The organism is Bradyrhizobium sp. PRIMUS42, assembly GCF_023006515.1.
Taxonomy (GTDB): Bacteria; Pseudomonadota; Alphaproteobacteria; order Rhizobiales; family Xanthobacteraceae; genus Bradyrhizobium.
In genome coordinates, this window is the sequence record NZ_JALBGZ010000975.1 from 1 (window position 1) to 1,895 (window position 1,895).

2 protein-coding genes and 2 pseudogenes are annotated in these 1,895 nt (G+C 63.9%); 2 read left to right on the top strand and 2 right to left on the bottom strand.

From position 1 onward, the window contains the following. Positions 1 to 201: pseudogene (locus MOV75_RS36430) on the bottom strand (polysaccharide deacetylase family protein); the annotation flags it as partial. 253 nt (positions 202 to 454) lie between these two features. Between MOV75_RS36430 and MOV75_RS36435 the strand changes: the two are divergent. Together MOV75_RS36435 and MOV75_RS36440 are read left to right on the top strand one after the other, a co-directional pair. Next, on the top strand, positions 455 to 763 hold the full coding sequence (locus MOV75_RS36435) for a hypothetical protein (protein ID WP_246932335.1): 309 nt from the start codon (positions 455 to 457) through the stop codon (positions 761 to 763). Positions 764 to 936: 173 nt separating this feature from the next. Then, on the top strand, positions 937 to 1,152 hold the full coding sequence (locus tag MOV75_RS36440) for a cysteine rich repeat-containing protein (protein WP_247007799.1): 216 nt from the start codon (positions 937 to 939) through the stop codon (positions 1,150 to 1,152). Between the two features lie 105 nt (positions 1,153 to 1,257). On the opposite strand, the pseudogene MOV75_RS36445 reads toward MOV75_RS36440, so the two are convergent. Further along, a pseudogene (locus MOV75_RS36445) lies at positions 1,258 to 1,895 on the bottom strand (MFS transporter); the annotation flags it as partial.

Sequence of the window (1,895 nt, forward strand, 5' to 3'; positions counted from 1 at the left end):
CTTGGCCGCGACCGTCGCGGTGGTCTCGACGTCATCCCTGGCGGCGAGCTTCGCCGGTGCCGGCAATTGGTCGGCGGCACGGGCGGCAACTGTCTTGGGAGCGGCCTGATCGGCGCGCGAGGAATAATAAAACCAACCGCCGGCGGCAATCACGACCGCCGCAACTACACTGGCCAGCATCAGGCCCAACGCATTACGCATCGCCATTCTTTCCAATTACGCAACCAACACGGCGGAATTTCCCGCGCGACGAGCCATTAATGCGAAGTAACAGTTAACGTGACACCAACACGACGGCGGTTGTGGAGGATTTTCAGGGAGGTGCGCCAAAGTGACCAAGGTCACAGTCGGGGTGCGGCCCGTGACCACCATCACAGTGGAAACTGTTTTGCTGGAGCATCGTAGTTCCCATCAACAACGGGCGCCGTTGCGACGGCGCCAATGGGAGCTTCAAATGACCACGTCTCTGAACACCAAGTCCTTCTCTGCCAGTATCCGCGACTTCAGCCTGGCTCTGGGCTTTGCCGCCATCGTCTCGATTGCTTCGACGAGCGCGAGCTTCGCCTTCTCGGCCGAGGCGCAGCAGATGTGCACCGGCGACGCCTTCCGCCTGTGCTCATCGGAAATCCCCAACATCCCGAAGATCACGGCGTGCATGATGAAGCATCGCTCGGATCTGAGCGCCGGCTGCCGCGCGGTGATGGACAAGGATCTGGCCAAGGGCGCGTCGCGCAAGGTCGCTGACGCCCAGAACAGTCAATAAGAGCGCGCGCGCAACAACGATCGTCGCGCCGGTCAGCTCCCTTCGCGATGTGCCCCGGCGTCAAGCCGGGGCCACGCGGCGGCACTCTCGCGCTCGGCAAATAAAGCCGTTGCAGCCCCGGGATCGTCGCACTAGCTTCCCCGCATATCTTTCCGGGTAAGAGGCATTACGCGATGACCAGATTCCTTTTCATCATTCCTTTGCTCCTGTGCGCCTCGGTCGCAACAGCGCAGCAGCAGCCCGGCCACGACGCTTGTGCGCGCGATGTCAGCCGCTTCTGCCGCGCCGTGATGAACAATGGTGACGGCGCCGTGCTCGCCTGCCTGAAGCAGAACCGTACGAAGCTGAGCAAAGGCTGCGACAAGGTGCTGACCGAGCACGGGCAGTAGATAGCTCTCGTCGCCCGGATGGAGCGAAGCGTAATCCGGGGCAATCCTACCGCGGACAGAATCCCGGATTGCGCTTCGCTCCATCCCGGCTACGGGTTCACAAGCCTACGTGCTGCTTCCCGCCGCGGTCGCGACCACCGGCAGCACCTCTTCGTTGGCGCGGTCTGGCGTCTCTTCCTTCCAGCGTACCGAGCCGAACGGACGCTCCAGCATGCGGCGGATCCGCACCGGCTCAGGGCCGATGTGGAAGGCGATCGCCTCCTGGTGCAGCGCGCGTTCGGACTGGGTCGAGCGGTTGCGCTGGCGTAAGTAATCGAACCAGGTCGGGCAGTGATAGCGCTCGGTCCACAATTCAGGATCGGCGATGTCGCGAGCGATCGACCAGCCATAGGCGCCGTTGCGCTGCCGGGAGAGCTGCACGTCCTGCATCACGTTGTGGAACGCGCGCGCGTTCTCCTGCGCGACGCGATATTCGATTTCGACGACCAGGGGCCCGCTGCGTCCCGTCAGGGACAGCTTCACCTCGGGATCGGCCAGCACATCGGCATCCTCGTTGCGGGCACCGACGCGCGGCATCGTCAGCCAGATCCCGAGCAGCGGCGAGATCAGCATCAGGCCGGCGGCGGTCAGCAGTGCAACCTCGACACCGGCTTAGTGGGTTTTTTGGCCCCAGCCCCTGGGGCCGTTCGCGATGCCCCCGTAATTGGTGGCCTGTATTGCCGCGTGGGAGCGGCCGGCGACCC